Annotated in this window: 15 protein-coding genes; 6 read left to right on the top strand and 9 right to left on the bottom strand. The window is 66.9% G+C overall.

What is annotated here, in order from left to right; translation table 11 throughout:
• Positions 1-39 precede the first annotated feature (39 nt).
• Positions 40-1,245 (bottom strand): radical SAM family heme chaperone HemW, encoded by a 1,206-nt coding sequence (gene hemW, locus AAFP30_RS02890; RefSeq protein WP_419228655.1) that lies wholly within the window; start codon positions 1,243-1,245, stop codon positions 40-42.
• 381 nt (positions 1,246-1,626) lie between these two features.
• Here hemW and AAFP30_RS02885 point away from each other — a divergent pair, with 381 nt between their 5' ends.
• The 5 genes from AAFP30_RS02885 to AAFP30_RS02865 are packed head-to-tail and all read left to right on the top strand — an operon-like array spanning position 1,627 to position 7,073.
• A complete protein-coding gene (locus tag AAFP30_RS02885) occupies positions 1,627-3,384 on the top strand; it encodes a nitrite/sulfite reductase (RefSeq protein ID WP_419228315.1) in 1,758 nt (585 codons plus the stop codon).
• Positions 3,381-4,136 carry a phosphoadenylyl-sulfate reductase gene (locus AAFP30_RS02880; RefSeq protein ID WP_419228314.1) on the top strand — a complete coding sequence of 252 codons (756 nt, stop codon included), beginning with the start codon at positions 3,381-3,383 and terminating at the stop codon, positions 4,134-4,136. The genes AAFP30_RS02885 and AAFP30_RS02880 overlap by 4 nt, the downstream gene beginning before the upstream one ends.
• Complete coding sequence (cysD, locus tag AAFP30_RS02875) at positions 4,115-5,062, top strand: sulfate adenylyltransferase subunit CysD (protein ID WP_419228313.1); 948 nt, start codon at positions 4,115-4,117, stop codon at positions 5,060-5,062. Before AAFP30_RS02880 ends, cysD begins: the two co-directional genes overlap by 22 nt.
• A complete protein-coding gene (locus AAFP30_RS02870) occupies positions 5,062-6,357 on the top strand; it encodes a sulfate adenylyltransferase subunit 1 (protein WP_419228312.1) in 1,296 nt (431 codons plus the stop codon). Before cysD ends, AAFP30_RS02870 begins: the two co-directional genes overlap by 1 nt.
• Entirely contained in the window at positions 6,354-7,073 is a 720-nt protein-coding gene (locus tag AAFP30_RS02865; protein ID WP_419228311.1) for a sirohydrochlorin chelatase, read from the top strand. The genes AAFP30_RS02870 and AAFP30_RS02865 overlap by 4 nt, the downstream gene beginning before the upstream one ends.
• 132 nt (positions 7,074-7,205) lie before the next feature.
• Here AAFP30_RS02865 and AAFP30_RS02860 read toward each other — a convergent pair whose 3' ends face one another.
• The 7 genes from AAFP30_RS02860 to AAFP30_RS02830 form a co-directional block, all read right to left on the bottom strand.
• On the bottom strand, positions 7,206-8,204 hold the full coding sequence (locus AAFP30_RS02860) for a sulfate/molybdate ABC transporter ATP-binding protein (RefSeq protein WP_419228310.1): 999 nt from the start codon (positions 8,202-8,204) through the stop codon (positions 7,206-7,208).
• 1 nt (position 8,205) lies between these two features.
• The gene (cysW, locus tag AAFP30_RS02855; protein ID WP_419228309.1) at positions 8,206-9,135 is read right to left on the bottom strand and encodes a sulfate ABC transporter permease subunit CysW; all 930 of its coding nucleotides are present in this window, start codon (positions 9,133-9,135) and stop codon (positions 8,206-8,208) included.
• Positions 9,132-9,992, bottom strand: a complete 861-nt coding sequence (cysT, locus tag AAFP30_RS02850; protein WP_419228308.1) for a sulfate ABC transporter permease subunit CysT — start codon at positions 9,990-9,992, stop codon at positions 9,132-9,134. The genes cysW and cysT overlap by 4 nt, the downstream gene beginning before the upstream one ends.
• Before the next feature lie 52 nt (positions 9,993-10,044).
• Complete coding sequence (locus AAFP30_RS02845; protein ID WP_419228654.1) at positions 10,045-11,100, bottom strand: sulfate ABC transporter substrate-binding protein; 1,056 nt, start codon at positions 11,098-11,100, stop codon at positions 10,045-10,047.
• Positions 11,101-11,376: 276 nt separating this feature from the next.
• Positions 11,377-11,577 (bottom strand): hypothetical protein, encoded by a 201-nt coding sequence (locus AAFP30_RS02840; RefSeq protein WP_419228307.1) that lies wholly within the window; start codon positions 11,575-11,577, stop codon positions 11,377-11,379.
• A 179-nt stretch (positions 11,578-11,756) separates the two neighbouring features.
• Positions 11,757-12,866 carry an alpha/beta hydrolase gene (locus tag AAFP30_RS02835; RefSeq protein ID WP_419228306.1) on the bottom strand — a complete coding sequence of 370 codons (1,110 nt, stop codon included), beginning with the start codon at positions 12,864-12,866 and terminating at the stop codon, positions 11,757-11,759.
• An 80-nt stretch (positions 12,867-12,946) separates the two neighbouring features.
• Positions 12,947-13,579 carry a TetR/AcrR family transcriptional regulator gene (locus tag AAFP30_RS02830; protein WP_419228305.1) on the bottom strand — a complete coding sequence of 211 codons (633 nt, stop codon included), beginning with the start codon at positions 13,577-13,579 and terminating at the stop codon, positions 12,947-12,949.
• Between the two features lie 79 nt (positions 13,580-13,658).
• Between AAFP30_RS02830 and AAFP30_RS02825 the strand changes: the two genes are divergently transcribed.
• Entirely contained in the window at positions 13,659-14,219 is a 561-nt protein-coding gene (locus tag AAFP30_RS02825) for a VOC family protein (RefSeq protein ID WP_419228303.1), read from the top strand.
• Here the strand turns inward: AAFP30_RS02825 and AAFP30_RS02820 are convergent.
• Positions 14,212-15,162, bottom strand: a complete 951-nt coding sequence (locus AAFP30_RS02820) for a ketopantoate reductase family protein (protein WP_419228653.1) — start codon at positions 15,160-15,162, stop codon at positions 14,212-14,214. The genes AAFP30_RS02825 and AAFP30_RS02820 overlap by 8 nt on opposite strands.
• Between the last annotated feature and the right edge of the window lie 6 nt (positions 15,163-15,168).

Below are 15,168 nucleotides of genomic sequence, written 5' to 3'. Positions count from 1 at the left end.
CTCGCGAAGGGCGGGCGGGCGCACCAGTGGGCATGTCGCTCAGCGCTCCCCGGCCAGCAGGATGTCGCGGATCACCCCGTCGGCCAGTAGCCGCCCCCGCGGCGTGAGTCGATAGGACTGTCCATTCATGTCGAGTAATCCGTCGCGGCACAGGTGCTGCGCTTGTGCGTTCTCGTCGTCGCCGAGCAGCCGCGCCGGCAGTCCCTCCCGCAGGCGCACGCGCAGCATGACCGCCTCCTCGTGCTGATCCGAGGCGGTCAGGACTTCCTGCCCGGCCACCGGAAGTCGTTGATCGGCAAGCGCATTGGCGTACCGCGCCGGATGCTTGACGTTCCACCACCGCACCCCCGCGACATGCGAATGCGCGCCCGGGCCGATCCCCCACCAATCATGGCTGTACCAGTACGCCAGGTTGTGTCGGCATGCCGCGGCATCGGTGGGCGCCCAGTTGGAGACCTCGTACCAGTGCAATCCGGCCGCCGAGAGTCGCTCGTCGAGGATGCCGTAGCGCTCGGCGAGCACATCGTCGTCGGGGGACGGCAACTCGCCGCGGCGGATGCGTCGGGCCAACGCGGTACCGTCCTCGACGATGAGGGCGTAGGCCGAGACGTGGTCGACCGGGGTGGAGAGTACGGCGTCGAGACTGGCGTGCAGGTCGTCGTCGGATTCCCCCGGTGTGCCGTAGATCAGGTCGAGGTTGATGTGGTCGAAGCCGGCCGCGGCGGCCTCACGCGCAGCGGCGACGGCGCGGCCCGGCGTGTGCGTGCGGTCCAGGGTCTTCAGGACGTGCGGGGCGGCGGACTGCATGCCCAGGGAGATGCGGGTGAATCCGGCGTCGAGCAGTCCGGCGAAGAACTCCGGCGACGTGGATTCCGGGTTGGATTCAGTGGTCACCTCGGCGTCGTCGGTGAGCTCGAAATGCTCGCGGACGGCGTCGAGCAGCCGCCGCAGACCGGCCGCGCCGAGCAGCGACGGGGTGCCGCCACCAACGAAGATCGTCGACACCGGGCGCTGCGGGATCAGCAGACGCGCGGCCATCGCGAGTTCCCGATCGACCGCCGCCTGCCACGATTCCGGCGACGACGAACTGCCGAGCTCCCCCGCCGTGTAGGTGTTGAAGTCGCAGTAGCCGCAGCGAGTCGCACAGAACGGGACGTGCAGGTAGAGCCCGAACGGTGTCGCCGGGTCGACCGCCGCGCAGGCGGCCTCGACGGCTGCGACATCGACGGCATCGACGACGGACAGGGACTGGGCTGGCACGCCTCCATGATGCGCGCCGACGGGAATATGGCCACGTCGGCCTGCCTTGAACCCTGCAACGACGACACCAAAGCACCGAGAGACGGGCTTTGCCTCATCGTGAGGAAAAATAATCCCAAGTAGACGCGACGAGGGTGGGCATGGCACTATGAACGGCGTGACTTCCTCAGGAGTGTGGCTCGCTGCGCGACGCCACATCGATTTCAAGCGCGTCTGCAGCGCGAACTGTCGTCTCTAGACGACGTGTTCACCGTCCGCTGACGGTTTGGCCCTGAGAAGTTCCCGCTGCCGCGGGTATGCCGGCACGTTTCCAGCCCACGTTCCATGTGATCGCTGACGCGTGCCCGCGTCGGCTCAGGAGACTTCATGACGTCCACCACCGACGAACTTTCTGTGACCAGCGATGGCGCCGACGCGACCCCGGTCGCCGAGGTCAAGCCCGCGCGGGAGCGGCCGGCCCGCAAGCCGCGGCCGACCAAGCGCCGCGCGGAGGGCCAGTGGAAGCTCGGTTATCGCGAGCCGCTGAACCCCAACGAGCAGGTCAAGAAGGACGACAACCCGCTCAACGTCCGTGCCCGCATCGAGAACATCTACTCCAAGCAGGGTTTCGAGTCGATCGACAAGCAGGATCTGCGCGGCCGTATGCGCTGGTGGGGCCTCTACACCCAGCGCACCGAGGGCTACGACGGCACGTGGACCGGCGACGAGAACATCGACATCCTCGAAGACAGCCACTTCATGATGCGTATCCGGTGCGACGCCGGTGCGCTGAATGTCGCCCAGCTGCGCACCCTCGGGCAGATCTCCACCGAGTTCGCCCGCGACACCGCAGACCTGTCCGACCGCGAGAACGTCCAGTACCACTGGATTCGCATCGAGGACGTGCCGACCATCTGGGAGCGGATCGAGGCTGTTGGCCTCAAGACCACCGAGGCGTGCGGCGACTGCCCGCGCATCATCCTCGGTTCGCCGCTGGCCGGTGACGCCGTCGACGAGGTCCTCGATCCCACTCCCGCGATCGACGAGATCGTCCGCCGCTACATCGGTGATCCGCAGTACTCGAACCTGCCGCGCAAGTTCAAGACCGCGATCTCCGGCCTGCAGGACGTCTCACACGAGACCAACGACGTCGCCTTCATCGGCGTCAACCACCCTGAGCACGGCCCCGGCCTCGACCTCTGGGTCGGCGGCGGCCTGTCCACCAATCCGATGCTCGCGCAACGCGTCGGCGCGTGGATTCCGCTCGACGAGGTGCCCGACGTGTGGGAGGGCGTGGTCGCCATCTTCCGCGACTACGGCTACCGCCGCCTGCGCACCAAGGCACGCCTGAAGTTCCTCATCAAGGACTGGGGCATCGAGAAGTTCCGTCAGGTCCTCGAGGACGAGTACCTGGGCCGCAAGCTGATCGACGGCCCGGCTCCCGAGCCGCTCACCGCGCCCCGCGACCACGTCGGGGTGCAGAAGCTCAAGAACGGGCTCAACTCGGTGGGCTTCGCCGCCATCGCCGGTCGCGTCACCGGCAGCAAGCTGACCGCGGTGGCCGAGGCCGCCGAGCGGGTCGGTTCGGATCGCATCCGTTTCACCCCATACCAGAAGCTGGTCATCCTCGACGTGCCCGACGACAAGGTCGAGCAGCTCATCGCCGAACTCGCACCCCTCGGGCTGCAGGCGCGCGCGTCGAACTGGCGTCGAAACCTGATGGCCTGCAGCGGTATCGAGTTCTGCAAGCTGTCCTTCGTGGAGACCCGTAAGCGGTCGCAGGTGCTGGTGCCGGAGCTCGAGGAGCGCTTGGCCGACATCAACTCGCAGCTCGACGTGCCGATCACCGTCAACATCAATGGTTGCCCCAATTCGTGCGCCCGGTCGCAGATCGCCGACATCGGGTTCAAGGGCCAGCTGGTGGAGGATGGCAACGGCGGACAGACCGAGGGCTTCCAGGTGCATCTGGGCGGCAGCCTCGGCCAGGACGCCGGTTTCGGCCGCAAATTGCGTCAGCACAAGGTCACCTCCGAAGAACTCGGTGACTACATCGACCGCGTGGTCCGCAAGTACGTAGAGCAGAAGTACGACGGAGAGCGGTTCGCGCAGTGGGCCGTTCGCGCCGATGAGGAGGCACTGCGATGAGCACGTCCACCCATACAGCGGCCGGCACCGAACGCCGGTTCAGCCCCGATGAACTCCGCGCGATCGCCGAACGCGGCGCGCGGGAACTGGGCGCCGACGCGAGCCCGGAGGAATTGTTCCGCTGGACCGCGGAGACCTTCGGCGACAACTTCGTCGTCGCGTCGAACATGCAGGACGCGGCGCTCGTCGACCTGGCCGTCAAGCACATCGACCGCGACCTGGTCGGCGGCCCGGTCAAGGTGCTGTTCCTCGATACCGGCTATCACTTCGCCGAGACCATCGGCACCCGCGACGCCGTCGAGCAGGTGTACGGCGTCGAGATGGTCAACCTGACCCCTGAGCACAGCGTCGCCGAGCAGGACGAACTGTTGGGCCGCAACCTGTTTGCCCGCGATCCGGGCGAATGCTGCCGGCTGCGCAAGGTGGTGCCGCTCAAGTCGGGCCTGTCCGGCTACGACGCCTGGGTCACCGGCATCCGTCGCGTCGAGGCGCCCACCCGCGCCAACGCGCCGCTCATCTCGTTCGACGAGGGCTTCGGGCTGGTGAAGATCAACCCGATCGCACCCTGGTCCGACGACACCATGCAGGACTACATCGACTCCAACGGGGTGCTGGTCAATCCGCTGGTCGACGAAGGCTATCCGTCGATCGGCTGCGCCCCGTGCACCGCCAAACCCGAACCCGGATCCGATCCGCGCAGTGGCCGCTGGGCCGGTCGCGCCAAGACAGAATGTGGGCTGCACGCATCATGACCATCACCGAGACCATTGACACTGCCACCGCCGACGACTTCAGCACCCTCGACGCGCTGGAGTCCGAGGCGATCCACATCTTCCGTGAGGTCGCCGGCGAGTTCGAGCGTCCGGTCATCCTGTTCTCCGGCGGCAAGGACTCCACCGTACTCCTGCACCTGGCGCTGAAGGCGTTCTGGCCTGCGCCGCTGCCCTTCTCGCTGCTGCACGTGGACACCGGGCACAACCTGCCGGAGGTTCTCGAGTTCCGCGATCAGGTCGTCGAACGCCACGGACTGCGCCTGCACGTCGCCAAGGTGGAGGACTACCTCGCCGACGGCCGGCTGACCGAGCGTCCCGACGGTGTGCGCAACCCGCTGCAGACCATCCCGCTGCTCGACGCGATCACCGAGAATCGTTTCGACGCGGTGTTCGGCGGCGGTCGCCGCGACGAGGAGCGCTCGCGCGCCAAGGAGCGGATCTTCTCGCTGCGCAACGCCTTCGGCCAGTGGGATCCGAAGCGTCAACGTCCCGAACTGTGGAATCTGTACAACGGCAAGCATGCGCCGGGTGAGCACGTGCGCGTGTTCCCGCTGAGCAACTTCACCGAGCTCGACGTGTGGCGTTACATCGCCCGCGAGCAGGTGCTGCTGCCGTCGATCTACTACGCCCACGAGCGTGACGTCTACCAGCGCGACGGCATGTGGATGACCGCCGGCGTGTGGGGCGGCCCGCGTGAGGACGAAGAGGTGCAACGTCTTTCGGTGCGCTACCGCACCGTCGGCGACGGCTCGTCGACCGGCGCGGTGCTCTCGGACGCCGTCACCAACGACGCGGTGCTGGCCGAGGTCGCCGCGTCCCGGCTGACCGAACGCGGCGCCACCCGCGGCGACGACCGCGTCTCCGAGGCAGCCATGGAAGACCGCAAGCGCGAAGGATACTTCTGATGACCCACTCCCCCGACCTCCTCCGCATCGCCACCGCGGGCAGCGTCGACGACGGCAAGTCCACGCTCGTCGGCCGACTGCTCTACGACACGAAATCGGTTCTCGCCGACCAGATCGACGCGGTCACCCGCGCATCGGTGGATCGCGGCCTCGAGGGCCCCGACCTGTCGCTGCTCGTCGACGGTCTGCGCGCCGAGCGTGAGCAGGGCATCACCATCGACGTCGCCTACCGCTACTTCGCCACGCCCGCACGGTCATTCGTGCTCGCCGACACCCCCGGCCACGTGCAGTACACCCGCAACACGGTGTCCGGCGCGTCGACCGCACAGCTGGTGATGCTGCTCGTCGACGCCCGCAACGGTGTCGTCGCCCAGACCCGGCGCCACGCCGCGGTGATGGCGCTGCTCGGCGTGCCGCAGTTGGTGTTGGCGGTCAACAAGATCGACCTCGTCGACGACCCGGCCACGGTGTTCGCCGAGATCTCCGCCGAGTTCGCCGAGTTGACCCACACGCTGGGCTGGTCGCCCGCGCAGGTGCAGGCCATCCCGGTCTCCGCACTGCACGGCGACAACGTCGCCACCCGCTCGGAAAACACCCCGTACTACGACGGCCCCACCCTCATCGAGCACCTGGAGACGGTGCCGAACGTGACCGACCGCAAGCAGGTCGGGCTGCGCTTCCCGGTGCAGTACGTGATCCGGCCGCGCACACCGGAATTCCCGGACTACCGCGGATACGCGGGACAGATCGCAGCGGGCCGCGTGTCGGTCGGCGACGAGGTCGTCGTGCTGCCGTCGGGTACCCGGACCACTGTCGCCAAGATCGACACCGCCGACGGCGATCTCGCGACCGCGCACACCGGCCGCAGCGTCACCATCCTGCTCACCGACGACGTCGACATCTCCCGCGGCGACGTCATCGCGAGCGCTGCCGACGCCCCGGAACCTCTGCAGCAGTTCGCCGCAACGGTGTGCTGGCTGGCCGAGAAGCCGCTACGCCCGGGCGCTCGCCTGCTGCTCAAGCACGGCAGCAAGACCACCCAGGCGATCGTCGGTGGCCTCGACGTGCTGTTCGACGAGCAGAACCTGACGCTGATCGACGCCCCGGAAACGGTGGAGCTCAACCAGATCGGGCGCATCGCACTGCAGACGGCGGAGCCGATCGCCGCCGACGACTATCAGGTCAACCGCGAATCGGGCAGCTTCCTGCTGATCGATCCGCAGGGTGGCAACACGCTGGCCGCCGGCCTGGTCGGCGACGCGCTGTCGCCGCTGCATCTCAAAGAGTTGGTGTGAGCCCGACTCTCCTGCTCGTCGGGCACGGCAGCCGCGACCCGCGCTTCGGTGACACCGCGCGACGGGTCCGGCGTGCCGTGGCCGACCGACTGCCGGACGTCGACGTGCGCTTGTCGTACCTCGACCTCGACGAGCCGTCGGTCGGCGAAGCACTCGCCGGCATGCCCGGGGAGACCGTCGTGGTCCCGCTGCTCCTCGCGCCGGGCTACCACAGCGAGATCGACCTACCCGCCATCGTCGCGGCACACGCACGAAATCCGGTGCGCTGCACCGATGTCGTCGGCCAACGGAATCTGACTGCGGCGCTGGCCGATCGGCTCGTCGAAGCCGGCCTGGCCGAGGGCGACGGCATCATCGTCACCGCCGTCGGCTCCACCAACCCGGCTGCCGACACCGTGATCCGACGACGCGCCATCGAATTGTCGACGCTGCTGCACCGACCGGTCGAGGTCGTCTACGCCACCCGACTCGGCACCGGAAACATCAACCTGCGCACCGCGATTCGCCGACTGCACAACGCCGGCGCCGACCGCATCGCGGTCAGCCCGTACTTCCTGTCCGCGGGGCTGCTCACCGAACGCGTCGAGGACGCGCTGGACACCCTGGCCCCCGGATCACTGGTCGCCGGGCCGATCGGCACTCACACCGCGCTGATCGACGCGGTGGTCGAGTCCTATCGACGCGCTGGACATTTCGCCGCTTCGCCCGTCCGCTGAGCTTGCCTTTTCCGCTGGTCGAGCGACCCCTCCGCTGGTCGAGTAAGCCCGCGAGCGCCAGCGAGCGAGCGCATCGAGGCCATCCGCGCACATGATCTCGATGCGTTCGTCGCAAGCTCCTCACTTACTCGATCAGCGGGCGGCCGAGAGCGCCGCCACCTTGGTCGCGCGGGCGTAGATGTCCTCACCCGGTTGCAGATTCAGCGCGTTGGCGTCGCCTCGGGTGATCTGCGCCAGGAACTCGTCGCCGGTCGCGGCCGCGATCAGCTCGACGCGCGTCTCGAACCCGAGGTTCACCACCCGCTGCACGGTCGCCTTGATGACACCGGTGTCCAGCGCCGGATCGGCGGCAGGCAGTGCGAGCTCGGGGCGTCGGCCGATGCGAATGTCGTGCGGGCGCACCAGTTCTCCGTTGAGCCGCACGGTCGATCCGAGGAACGATGCGACGAACTCGTTGACCGGCCGGTCGTAGAGGTCGTCGGGTGAGCCGATCTGCTCGATGCGCCCCTTGTTGAGCACGGCGATGCTGTCGCTGACGTCGAGGGCCTCCTGCTGGTCGTGGGTGACCAGCACGGTGGTGACGTGCATTTCGTCGTGCAAGCGGCGCAACCACTTTCGCAGGTCCTCACGCACCTTGGCGTCCAGCGCCCCGAACGGTTCGTCGAGCAGCAGCACCTTGGGGTCCACGGCGAGGGCCCGTGCCAGCGCCATGCGCTGGCGCTGACCGCCGGAGAGCTGTGCGGGATAACGCTTCTGGAACACCGTGAGTCCGACGATCTCCAGCAGCTCGTCGACCTTGGCGTCGATGGCCTCCTTCGAACGCTTGCGGATCTTGAGGCCGAAGGCGATGTTGTCGCGCACCGTCATGTGCTTGAACGCGGCGTAGTGCTGGAACACGAACCCGATGTCGCGCTTCTGCGGGGCGGCGTTGGAGACGTCGGAACCGCCGATGACGACGGTGCCCGAATCGAGACTGTCGAGGCCCGCGATGGCCCGCAGCAGTGTCGATTTGCCGGATCCGGACGGACCGAGCAGCGAGGTCAGCTGCCCCTCGGGGATCTCGATCGACACGTCGTCGAGGGCGGCGAAATCGCCGTAACGCTTGTTGGCACCGATGACCGAGATGGACATGTCAGACGCCTTCCTTCTGCTGCGCGGGCTGGGATTGGATGGTTGCCGGACCGAACGGGACGAGCATCGGCTCGACGTCGGCGGATTCTTCGGTACTCGCCTCGAAGGTGTGGCTCGCGTTGGCGACGCGGTTGCGGACGCGGCGCTCGATGAGGCTCATCGCGACGATCACCACGATCGCCACCATCATCAGCAGCGTGGCCGCGGCATAGGCGCCGTACTCGTTGTAGTCGTCGGTGTAGCGCGAGTTCACCAACAGGGTCAACGTCTGCGAGATACCCGGGAAGTTCGACGACACCATGGTCACCGCACCGTATTCGCCGAGCGCACGGGCGATGGTGAGCACGATGCCGTAGGTGAGTCCCCACCGGATCGCGGGCAGCGTGATGCGCCAGAAGGTCTGCATGCCGTTGGCGCCCAACGTCGCCGCCGCCTGCTCCTGTTCAGTGCCGATCTCTCGCAGCACCGGCTCCACCTCACGCACGACGAACGGCAGTGTGACGAACAGGGTCGCGAGCACCAGACCGGGGAAGCCGAAGATGACGCGGAACCCGAGGTTCTCGATGCCCCCGAACCAGCCGCCGTATCCCCACAACAGGATCAGGGCCACACCGGCGACGACCGGCGACACCGCGAACGGGAGGTCGACGACGGCCTGCAACACACCCTTGCCGGGGAACTTGCCGCGCACCAGCGCGAGCGCGGTGACGATGCCGAAGATGACGTTGAGCGGCACCACGATCACCACGATGAGCAGGCTCAGCTGCAGTGCGGAGATCGCGGCCGGGGTGGTGATCCACTCCCAGAACTGGGCGAGGCCGTGTTCAAAGGCACGCCAGAAGATCAGGCCGACCGGCACGATCAGCAGGACGAACAGATAGATCAGCGCGACCGCGCGCAGCCCGTAACGGGTGAACGGCGAGATTCTCACTGGTCGGCCTCCTCACGGATGCGCTGCCGGCGGCTGACCAGCCGGAGTCCCAGCAGCACGACAAAAGCGATGAGCAGCAACATGACCGACACGGCGGCCGCGGCGACGGGTTCGTCGATCTCGATCTGCTGCTGGATGTACTGCGACGCCACCTGGGTCTCGCCGGGGATGTTGCCGCCGATGAGGACGACCGAGCCGAACTCGCCGATCGCGCGGGTGAATGCCAGGCCGGTGCCGGTGAGGATGGCCGGCAGCAGCGCGGGCAGCACGATCTTGGTGAACGTGGTCCAATTGCTCGCGCCGAGCACCACCGCGGCTTCTTCCACGTCGCGGTCGAGTTCGAGCAGCACCGGCTGCACCTGCCGCACCACGAACGGCAGCGTGACGAAGGTGAGCGCGATGATCAGCGCGGGCTTGGTGGCGTTGAGCTGGATGTCGATGGGGCTGTTGGGTCCGTACAGGGAGAGCAGCACCAGGCTGGCGACGATCGTCGGCAGCGCGAACGGCAGGTCGATGATCGCGTTGACGAAACCCTTGCCCCAGAAGTCATCGCGGACCAGTACCCACGCGATGATGGTGCCGAACACCAGGTTGATCAGCGCGACGACCACCGACACCAGGACGGTGATACCCAGAGCGTCAAGGGCGTTGGGGTCGGTGACCGCGTCCCAGAAGCCACTCCAGCCGTCGGTGAACGACTGCACGGTGATGGCCGCCAGGGGCAGCAGCACGATGATCGACAGCCACAGCGCCGCGACGCCGATGCCCAGCGGGCTCACACCGCTGAAAGTCTTGCCACGGCCGAGGAATCCGGCCGGTGCCGGTGACCCTGCGGAACCCGCAACCTGCGTGCTCATTGCGCGCCTCCCGAGGTGACCGACGCCCAGGTCGCGCGGCAGTTCTGCGTGCTCACTGCGCGCCTCCCGAGTTGTAGATCTTGGTGATGGCACCCTTGCTGCCGAACAACGCGTTGTCGACGGCCTTCCAGCCGGTCAGATCCTTGCCGTCGTTCTTCGCCGCGGTGCCCTTACCGAGCTGCGCGCCGAGTTCTTTGATGGTCCAGAGCTTCTCGATGTCGCCGGGGAACAGGTTCTGCGTCGACGCGATGACCGAAGGCACCACCGGGCGGAATCCCTCTTGCGCCCACAGCTTCTGCGCATCGTCGGTGAACAGGAAGTCGACGAACGACTTCGCGGCGGCCTTGTCGTCGGAGGAGTTCACCACCGCGACCGGGTTCTCGATCTTGAACGTCTGCGGCGGGATCAGGTACTCCGTCTGGCTGTTGGCGCCCGCGGTCGCGTTGGCGCGTTCGAGCATGATCGCCTCGTTCTCGTAGGTGATCAGCACGTCACCCTGCCCCTGCTCGAACGCCGTCGTCGCCTCGCGGCCGGACTTGGGGATCACCGTGACGTGGTCGCGGATGAGTTCGCTGACGTAGTCGAGGCCGGCTTGGTTGTCGACGCCACCGTTGCTCTTGGCGGCGTAGGGGGCGAGCAGGTTCCACTTTGCCGATCCGGAGCTGCCTGGGTTCGGGGTGACCACCTGCACGCCGGGCTTGAGCAGATCGTCCCAATCGTGGATGTTCTTGGGGTTGCCCTTGCGCACCACGAGCGCGACGACCGAACCGAACGGAATGCTGTTGTTGGGTGCCTGCTTCTTCCAGTCCTCATCGACGACGCCCTCTTTCACCAGACGGGTGACGTCAGGCTCGACGGAGAAGTTCACGACGTCGGCGGGGACGTGCCGCGCCACCTTGCGGGACTGGTCGCCCGAGGCGCCGTAGGACTGGGAGAACCCGATGTCGGAGCCCTCCGGGGTGTCGCGGAACGCCGGAATGATCACGTCGAATCCCGGCTTCGGTGTCGCGTAGGCAACCAGGTTCAGGTGGCGGCTGCCGCTGGAGATGTCCTCACCACCGGGCTCGTCGGTGGAGCCACCTCCACATGCACTGACGCCAACGATCATCAGCACGGCGACGACGGTCGCCAACACGACCCGCCACCACCGGTATCCCGCGGTTCTCGCCACGCTCGGTCTCCTCGATGCTTCTGCTGGCCGGGAGCTATCACAAGAGTGACCCGGCCTGCTGACGTTAGCAATGGTCGGAGGGCAGAAATCACCGCTCGGATGTCCGATTCGAGCGAGACGAATCGCTGTGCTAGCGGGTCAGCAACCAGGCAAGGACGACCAGGACGATCAGCGCAACGAGCGCCAAGGTGACCTTGGAACGAAACATCGACTTCACAGGCCACTCCCGTCGTCGTCGGCGAAGCGCCGCCGGTCGATCACATCCGATACGGTGTCGACCAGCAGATTGAGAGCCAAAGCGATCAGGACGGCCAGCGGGATCACCACGATCAGGGTCACCAGGAGCTGCGGAACGAAGGACAGTCCGGTCAGCCACTCCTCGACGCCGTCCCACCAATTGCTCACCGCTGACACTGCTCACCTCGTCCCCTGACATCGCAACCACCCATCCGGTCGCGAGTTTCGTTCACCCTGAATAAAACCTCGGTGCCGCTGGGCTCTGGTCGAACGGCGGCAGGTCCGAGCCACTGTCGATGGTATCGCGAGGAGAGCGACGGGTGACTTCGCCGGGCAGTCAGGCAGGCGGGGCCGCGTCAGAAACGCTTCCCGATCCACGCGTCGATCAGGTCGGCAGCCTCGGCGCGCGCGTTGTTCTCCAGGAAGTAGTGATCGGTGGCGAACTCGTGGAACTCCTTGTCGGTGGCACCGAGTTGATCGAGGATCTGCTGCGCGTCACTCGGGAAGACTCCGGTGTCGCCGTCGGCGTTGAGCACCAGGGCCGGGACGGTGATCTGCGGGAGGTGGAAATGCGAACGCGCGTAGGAGTGGTCGAGACTCCACAGCGAAAGCCAGGTACGCAGGGTGCAAGCCGATGCGATGCCGAACACCGAGCGATTCGCTTTCTCCGGCACCCCGGCGTAACACGAATTCGGTTGACGTTTGGTCGGTTCCAACGTCGGGTCCACCATCCGCGGGTCAGCCCAGGTGCGGGCGATGGCGAACGGGCGGTCCCGGTAGCCGCCGGCCGCGAGACGCTCGAGCTCACCCTTGACCCACCGGGTGATGCGATGGTTACGCGCGACCTGCGCATCGCGGTAGCGCCCGACGAACTCCGCCGAATAGGCAGGGCCGTTGTCCGGGTTGAACAGATCCAGGCTGGAATCCGTTGACAGCGGATCGTTTTCGTCGATGACCGAGCCATCCATCCAGGCGGTCAGCACATCCGGGCGACCCAGGTGCGCGGCACTGGAGATGTAGCCGTCGGCGGCCGGCAGCGCGTCGACGCCCACGGCGAGTCGCGCCCCGGCCACCGGCTCGATCACCGGCGACACCGCCTGCGACTGATACGCCGACATCAGCGATCCACCACCGGAGTTGCCGAGCAGGATCACCACCTCGGCGCCCGCGGTCTCACGCAACCACCGGACGCCGACACCGATATCGATCAGTGCGTGGTCGAGGACGAAATGTGCCTCATCCCCACGGAATCGGGTGTTCCAGCCGAGAAATCCATAGCCCCTCTCGGCGAGATACTCAGCCAGGTAGTGCTCGGAGAAGTCGATGTTGTAGTGGGTGGCGATCACGGCGACTCGCGGGCGTCGACCAGCCGGGGCGTGATAGACGCCCTGACATGGATGGCCGCCGGCCCCGGCCCGACCGAGGTTGAGGGACTCGAGACCGACAAAGGTGCGTTCGACCGCCACGGAAAGACTCCTTATATAAATCTGATGTCAGATTCGGATACTAGGCGAGCGCTCCCCCGATGTCGAGCAAGCGCCGAGCGTCAGGGCTTCCAGTAGACGGCGTGGTACCACGCGTCGGACAGCGTCGCGATACACGCCTCGTCGTCGACGGTCGCGCTGCGGCCGTTGGCGAGGTTGTCGTAGCAGAACATGTTGAGCATCGACACGATTGCGCGCGCCGTCAGTTGCGGGTCGGTACCCGGGCAGTAGCCGTCCCCCTGCGCCCGCGTGACCGCCCGCGCGATCGTGTCGACGAGATCGGCACACAACGAGTCCCACACCCGCGCGAAGTCGTCGTTGATCATGGCCAGTTGGAAGACACCGATCATCTCGGCCAGCCGCGCGCGGTAGGTCTCCCAGTGCGCCCGGACCGCCGCGTTGACCTGCGTACGCGCGTCCTCCGCCGGCTCGTGCACCCGCTCGGCGACGCGCCGCCGGGCTTCGGTCTGGAACTCCCGCGCCCAGTGTTCGAGCAGCGCTTCCTTGGAGTCGTAATAGTTGTAGAACGACGCCGGCGACTTGCCCGCCTCCCGCACTATGTCGGCGACGGTCATCTTGAGAAAGCCCTTGTCGGCGATCACCGTTCGCGCGGCGGCCTCGATGGCCTCGAGCGTCTCACGACCGCGCTTGGTCGGCCTTCTCTGATCAGTTGCCACCCGATCATTGTGCGGCATGTGCCTCCACCTCCCTTCGCAACCCGTTGTCATTTATGAATCTGATGTTAGGATCATATTTGAGAGTGGGAGGTAGATCATGAACAGTCCGCGGTTCGAGGTTCGCGGTTTCAATCACGTCGCACTGGTGTGCTCGGACATGGAGCGCACCGTCGACTTCTACCGCCGAATCCTCGGGTTCGAGCTGGTCAAGACGGTGGAACTGCCCGACGGCATGGGCCAGCACTTCTTCTTCGACGTGGGTAACGGCAACTCGCTGGCGTTCTTCTGGTTCGCCGCCGCCCCGGACGGGGTGCCGGGCATTTCCGCGCCGGAGGAGAAGCCCGGGTTCGGCGAGTGGATCAGCGCGGTGAGTTCCCTCAACCACGTCGCGTTCGACGTCCCGCCGGAGAAGTTCGGCGGCTATCGCAAGGCCCTCAAGGAGGCCGGCGTCCGCGTCGGACCCATCGTCAACCACGACGACAGCCCGAGTCAGGTCGCCACCGAGATGCACGACGGGGTGTACGTCCGCTCGTTCTACTTCCAGGACCCGGATGGCATCCTCCTCGAGTTCGCTTGCTGGCTGCGCGAATTCACCGCCGACGACGTGGCGCACGCCCCGCGGACCGCGGCCGAACGCACCACGCCGGTCGTCATCTAGGTTTCGCTCCCTGAGCTCCGTCGAAGGGCCACGAGGATTCGACGCCGCGGACGAGCCGGGTCAACATGTCGTTGACCGGTGCGTCCCGGCCGATCCGGGCGGCCGCCCGTGGGACCGCCCCGTTGATCACCGGGATCTCGCTGACCCGACGGGCCTCGATGTCCTGCAGCGCCGACGGTTTGGCGTTCGGCATCGACGCGCCGAAGGCGCGGACGTGGGCGATCGGATCGTCGACGGTGATGCCGACGCCGATCGCGCGGGCGACGTCGAAGGCCTCGACGGCCGCCGCCCGGCTCACCGGCCCGACGTCGTCGTGATCCATCACCTCCCCCACCGTCAGCCCGGTCAGCGCACACGGCGCGCTGTAGGCGACGTTGCAGATCAGCTTCTCCCACTGCATCGCCACGATGTCCTCGACCGCCTGAGCGTCGAATCCCGCAGCGCGCCAGGCCTCGGCGACGGTCTCGACAGCCGGCAACGCGAGTCCCGCATATGCCCCGAAGCGCACCGCGCGCATCGCATTGTGGTGCACTACACCGGATTCGGGCACGGACGCGCCGAATCCGCTGGCAATACCGACGGCCAGCCGGTCGGCGTCGACCACGTCGGCAATCGACTCGGCCGAACCCAACCCGTTCTGCATCGTCAGGACAACGGTCGACGGACCCATCAGTCCTGGCAACACCGTGGCGGCCGTAGGCACGTCGGCCGCCTTGACCGCAAGAATGACCAGATCGATCGGCCCAGCGGGCGGCGACGTGCCCGCGGATGCGACCTGGACGACGCGTTCGCCGTCGGGCCCGCGAACCGTCAATCCGTGTTCGGCGACCGCACCGACGTGGTCGGGTGAGCGGCCGATCATGTGCACGTCGTGCCCTGCCGACGCGAGCCGGCCGGCGTAGACCGACCCCATGGCGCCGCAGCCCACGATCGCGATCGACATCGACAT

This window comes from Gordonia sp. CPCC 205515 (genome assembly GCF_048537925.1).
Lineage (GTDB): Bacteria > Actinomycetota > Actinomycetes > Mycobacteriales > Mycobacteriaceae > Gordonia.
This window is presented reverse-complemented; position numbering and strand designations above follow the sequence as displayed.

What these genes read in the sequence shown, in the direction of transcription:
- AAFP30_RS02860 (WP_419228310.1), bottom strand. Translation starts at nt 8,204, where the DNA reads ATGTCCATCTCGGTCATCGGTGCCAACAAGCGTTACGGCGATTTCGCC.
- cysT (WP_419228308.1), bottom strand. Translation starts at nt 9,992, where the DNA reads ATGAGCACGCAGGTTGCGGGTTCCGCAGGGTCACCGGCACCGGCCGGA.
- AAFP30_RS02825 (WP_419228303.1), top strand. Translation starts at nt 13,659, where the DNA reads ATGAACAGTCCGCGGTTCGAGGTTCGCGGTTTCAATCACGTCGCACTG.
- AAFP30_RS02820 (WP_419228653.1), bottom strand. Translation starts at nt 15,162, where the DNA reads ATGTCGATCGCGATCGTGGGCTGCGGCGCCATGGGGTCGGTCTACGCC.
- AAFP30_RS02880 (WP_419228314.1), top strand. Translation starts at nt 3,381, where the DNA reads ATGAGCACGTCCACCCATACAGCGGCCGGCACCGAACGCCGGTTCAGC.
- AAFP30_RS02885 (WP_419228315.1), top strand. Translation starts at nt 1,627, where the DNA reads ATGACGTCCACCACCGACGAACTTTCTGTGACCAGCGATGGCGCCGAC.
- cysD (WP_419228313.1), top strand. Translation starts at nt 4,115, where the DNA reads ATGTGGGCTGCACGCATCATGACCATCACCGAGACCATTGACACTGCC.
- AAFP30_RS02870 (WP_419228312.1), top strand. Translation starts at nt 5,062, where the DNA reads ATGACCCACTCCCCCGACCTCCTCCGCATCGCCACCGCGGGCAGCGTC.
- AAFP30_RS02830 (WP_419228305.1), bottom strand. Translation starts at nt 13,579, where the DNA reads ATGCCGCACAATGATCGGGTGGCAACTGATCAGAGAAGGCCGACCAAG.
- AAFP30_RS02845 (WP_419228654.1), bottom strand. Translation starts at nt 11,100, where the DNA reads ATGATCGTTGGCGTCAGTGCATGTGGAGGTGGCTCCACCGACGAGCCC.